Genomic DNA, 4,905 nt, shown 5'->3' with positions numbered 1-4,905 from the left:
TTTAGAATTTAGATATCAAAAAAGCTCATCCTACGGGATGGGCTTTTTTATTCTGGTGCGTGATATGAATCTCTATGTCTTATTTGACCAAGATTTATTAAATGTGGTTATAATATAGTGTATAATGATGTTGTAATTTTGTTAACTACAGAGGTGCTATATGATTACTGAGCATTTGGTGGATATATCACGGCTACAGTTTGCAGTGACGGTGCTGTTTCATTTTCTATTCATTCCCTTGACGCTGGGCATGACGTGGCTGCTGGTCATCATGGAGAGCGTGTATGTCATTACAGGTAAAGAGATCTGGAAGGACATGACGAAGTTCTGGGGGAAGTTATTCGGGATTAACTTTGCGCTTGGGGTGACGACTGGAATTACGATGGAATTTCAGTTTGGTACGAACTGGGCTTATTACTCTCACTATGTGGGGGATATTTTTGGGGCGCCGCTTGCCATTGAAGGCTTGATGGCGTTTTTTCTTGAATCGACGATGGTGGGGCTTTTTTTCTTTGGTTGGGCGCGCATGAGTCGTGTTCAGCATCTGATGACGACTATCATGATGGCGCTGGGGACGAACCTGTCTGCGCTGTGGATTCTGGTGGCGAATGGCTGGATGCAGAACCCTGTCGGTGCAGAGTTTAATTATGAGACGATGCGCATGGAGATGACGAGCTTCACGCAGATTCTGCTAAATCCTGATGCGCAGAATAAGTTCGTGCATACGGTGTCAGCAGGTTATGTGGTGGGCGCGGTGTTCGTACTTGCCATCTCAGCGCTGTACCTACTCAAAAAACGCGATGTAGAATTTGCCAAACGCAGCTTCCACGTGGCGGCAGCGTTTGGCTTTGCATCGATCTGTAGTACGATCGTACTGGGCGATGAGTCGGGTTATTCGATCGGATTGGCTCAGCAGACCAAGCTTGCCACCATGGAGGCGATGTGGGAGACTGAGCCTGCACCTGCCAGTTTTAACCTCATCGCCAGCATTAATGAAGCAGAAGAGAAGAATAACTGGGCGGTGCATGTACCTTATGCGATGGGCATCATCGGCACACACTCGCTTGATAAGCAGATTCTGGGCATTCATGACATCAAGGCGATCAATGAAGAGCGTATCAAAAACGGCATCATCGCCGTCAGCTCTCTAGATCAGATGCGTGAGGATAAGAGTGCAGGGCGTGCGATTGATCAGGCGGTGCTGGAGAGCTTTGAGAAGAATAAGAACGATCTGGGTTTTGGATTATTGCTTAAGAAATACACAAGCGATGTCACTCAGGCGACGCCAGAGATGATCGCACAGGCGACAGATGATACCATTCCTAGAGTGACGCCGATGTTTTGGTCGTTTCGTGTGATGGTGGGGCTTGGCTTTTTGATGTTGGTGTTATTTGCGTTAAGCCTGTTCTACACGGTTAAGGGTACGTTCATGCAGAAGCCTTGGCTGCTCAAGTTCGCTGTCATCATGCTGCCTGCGCCTTGGATTGCGGCAGAAGCAGGGTGGTTCGTGGCAGAATATGGTCGTCAGCCGTGGACGGTGTATGGCATCTTGCCAACTCATCTGTCTGTGTCGAACATCGATGTGTTGAATGTGATTTGGTCATTGACGGGCTTCGTGGTGTTCTATACGGCGTTATTCATTGTAGAGATTTATCTCATGCAAAAATACGTGCGTCTGGGTCCTGCCAGTCTGGGCACGGGTCGCTATCATGGCGAAAAGACAAGTCCGAACATCATCAATCCGAGCGAGCATAAAGAGGTGTAGCCATGTTATTTGATTATGAAACTCTAAAACTCATCTGGTGGCTGCTCGTCGGCGTGCTGCTTATTGGCTTTGCCATCATGGATGGGCATGACATGGGCGTGTGTAGCTTATTGCCTTTCGTGGGTAAGAGCGATGAAGAACGCCGAGTGATCATCAACACGATCGGACCCCATTGGGAAGGGAATCAGGTATGGTTCATCACGGCAGGTGGTGCGATATTTGCGGCATTGCCATTGGTGTATGCCACAGCATTTAGCGGATTTTATTGGGCGCTTATGGCGGCACTGTGGGCGTTGTTCTTTCGTCCTGTTGGCTTTAAATATCGCAGTCTGGTTAAGGATGATCGCTGGCGCACGGCATGGGATTGGGGGCTGTTTATTGGTTCGTTCACGCCTGCTTTGATTTTTGGCGTGGCGTTTGGTAACTTGTTCTTGGGTGTGCCTTTTGGCTTTGATAGCAGCTTGGTATCGACTTATACAGGGTCGTTCTTTGAGCTGTTAAATCCATTTGCGCTACTGTGTGGATTGGTCAGTGCGACGATGCTTATCATGCAGGGCGGTACGTATTTGGCGCATCGCACCGTGGGCGATATCCAAGCCAGAACGATACGTTACACTGGCATTGTATCGGTGCTGATGGTGGTGTTGTTTATCATCGCGGGATTCTTTGTGGCGAATATGGATGGCTATGTCATCACGAGCAGTATTGATAAGAATGCGTTGATCGATCCGATCTCAAAGTCTGTCACGCTTGAGTCGGGTGCTTGGTTGAAGAACTATCACGAACAGCCTATTCTGTGGGCATTCCCTGCGCTAGGTATCGTGATGGCGCTCGTTGCGGTGGTGTTATTGAGAGTGAATAAGACGCTACTGGCCTTCATCGCATCGAGCCTGTCTGTGCTTGGTGTGATCATGACAGCAGGCGTGGCATTATTCCCATTCTATATGCCATCATCTTCCGATCCACGTTCTAGCCTGACCGTGTGGGACAGCACTTCTAGTCAGTTCACGCTCATGGTGATGGTGTATGTGGTTGTGCTGATTCTGCCTGTGGTCGTGGCATATACGAGCTGGGCCTATGCCATCATGCGTGGCAAAGTGACGAAGGCATACATCAAAGAAAACGAACATACGTTATATTAACGACTAGGGGGGATTATGTGGTATTTTGCATGGATATTAGGCTTAGGCTTTGCTGTGCTGCTGGCAGTAGTCAGCGCAGTCTGGGTGGAATTTGAAGAATCGCGCCACGATGCATTCTATAAAGATGTCGATGTTGATTGATTCATCATTAATAAAGAGAACCGCGTAACGCTTTTGTTGCGCGGTTTTTTCATATTGGTATTTTTGGCGATTTGTATAGATATTGGTGGTATAATGCGATTTTTTGGCTGTGTTTTACTGTTTTATGCGATCATTCAATCTAAAAAACTCCTTACTAATCGCCACGTTGGCGGTGTTACCATTAACGGTATCTGCACCCAGTACTGCCCAAGATGGCGGGGTTGCAGCTCTATTTGGACAAAAAGCCCAAAAATTCCTACCTGTACATGAAGCATTCAATGTAGCCGTGCGCGTGGAAGGTGATGAGGTCGTGGCGACGTTTAAGGTCACACCCAAGCATTATGTCTATCGCGACAAGATCAGCGTGAGAGCGCCTGATGGCGCCAGTGTTGGTGAGTGGCAATTTGACAAGACCGCCAGCATGATCGATGACCCGACATTCGGGAATGTGGCGGTATTTGAAGAAGATGTGACCGCTCGTGCCAAATTAAGCGCGACCAAGGATGTGAGTGAGTCTTTGACGCTCCGCTGGCAGGGCTGTGCTAAGGCAGGGCTGTGCTATCCACCTGAGATGGTAAAGTTCCAAGCAGATATTAAAGGCAGCTCTGCCAAAGACAATACAACCAATTCAAAGACTGACAAAGCCGCAGCGGATACCAAACCTAAAGCACAACCAGAACAAAAGACCGCATCAAACATCGCCGCGCCGATCACTTCCAATCAGCCAGAAGATGTTAAGTCATCCGAAGATGCAGCTGATAATGATCCTAATCAATCTCAAAATCAACAAGACCAATCAGCTGATCCTAATAAAGATACCGTCACTGATGGCGAAACATTAACGGCCAATGCGGACAATCAGAATGGCGACTTAGGCGCATCAAGCGTACCGGTCGCTAATAAAGAAAAAACCACATCCCAAGACGGACAGTATGAGCTCAATCACACGCCGACACTGAGCGATCCGTTTGGCATTCACAAGAATCCTATATTGGCGTTAGGGTTGTTATTCTTGGCGGGGCTTTTATTGGCATTTACGCCTTGTGTGTATCCGATGATTCCTATTGTCGCGAACATCGTCGCCCGCCAAAAGACCATCGATAGCAAAAAAGCCTTTGCGCTGTCTGCCGCCTATGGCGTGGGCGTCGCCACCGCTTATGGCCTGTTGGGTACGCTCATTGCGTGGCTGGGCCGTACGGTAAACATATTGGGCTATCTACAGAACCCCATTGTGCTCATCGCCTTTGCGGTGTTGTTTGCCTTGTTGGCATTGTATATGTTTGATGTGCTAAAGATTAGCCTGCCGAGCGCCATTCGAGATAAGCTACAAGCCAAATCCCAAGCTGCTGATGATAAGCTTGGCAGTATTGGCGGTAGCTTCTTGGCGGGCGGGTTATCGGCTTTGGTGGTGTCGCCTTGTGTGTCAGCACCGATGGCGGGTGCACTTGCGGCGGTGTCAGTCAGCGGTAGTGTGTTGTTTGGGTTCTTTGCGCTGTTCATGCTTGGCATTGGTCTGTCGCTTCCTCTTATATTGATGGGCGCAGCTCAGGGCAAATGGATGCCTAAGGCGGGCGTCTGGATGGCGCGCGTGAAAGAATTCTGCGGTCTGCTACTGCTTGCGGTCTCGTTGCTATTGATCGAGCGTGTGTTCGTCTCGCCTGTTGTTCTGGTGCTGTGGGCAGCGTGGTTTATTATTGTGTCGGTGTGGCTGTGGCGATTGGCTAAGATGCCTGCGCGTGTGTTGGCTATCGCTGGCTTTATTTGGGCTGCGTGTTTGGTGGCAGGTGCATCGATGGGTGTTACGGATGCGTGGCGACCGCTGTCTGCGATGAAGGCATCAACGGTAGTCCATGCTGA

General features: G+C 49.2%; 4 protein-coding genes. All 4 read left to right on the top strand.

Translation table 11 applies throughout. The features are described 5' to 3' along the window. The first annotated feature begins 160 nt into the window (after positions 1-160). On the top strand, positions 161-1,765 hold the full coding sequence (locus GY683_RS06460; RefSeq protein ID WP_297287963.1) for a cytochrome ubiquinol oxidase subunit I: 1,605 nt from the start codon (positions 161-163) through the stop codon (positions 1,763-1,765). A gap of 2 nt (positions 1,766-1,767) precedes the next feature. Continuing rightward, positions 1,768-2,907, top strand: coding sequence for a cytochrome d ubiquinol oxidase subunit II (gene cydB / locus GY683_RS06455; protein WP_297287962.1), 1,140 nt, complete (start codon positions 1,768-1,770; stop codon positions 2,905-2,907). Between the two features lie 15 nt (positions 2,908-2,922). Further along, the gene (cydX, locus tag GY683_RS06450; RefSeq protein ID WP_036366232.1) at positions 2,923-3,048 is read left to right on the top strand and encodes a cytochrome bd-I oxidase subunit CydX; all 126 of its coding nucleotides are present in this window, start codon (positions 2,923-2,925) and stop codon (positions 3,046-3,048) included. Positions 3,049-3,172: 124 nt separating this feature from the next. Next, a partial coding sequence (locus GY683_RS06445; protein ID WP_297287961.1) for a protein-disulfide reductase DsbD domain-containing protein occupies positions 3,173-4,905 on the top strand: 1,733 nt, incomplete at its 3' end.

The sequence above is a fragment of the Moraxella sp. genome (assembly GCF_024227015.1).
Classification (GTDB): Bacteria; Pseudomonadota; Gammaproteobacteria; order Pseudomonadales; family Moraxellaceae; genus Moraxella.
The sequence above is the reverse complement of the archived record's forward strand: the minus strand, read 5'-3'. Positions and strand labels throughout refer to the sequence as shown.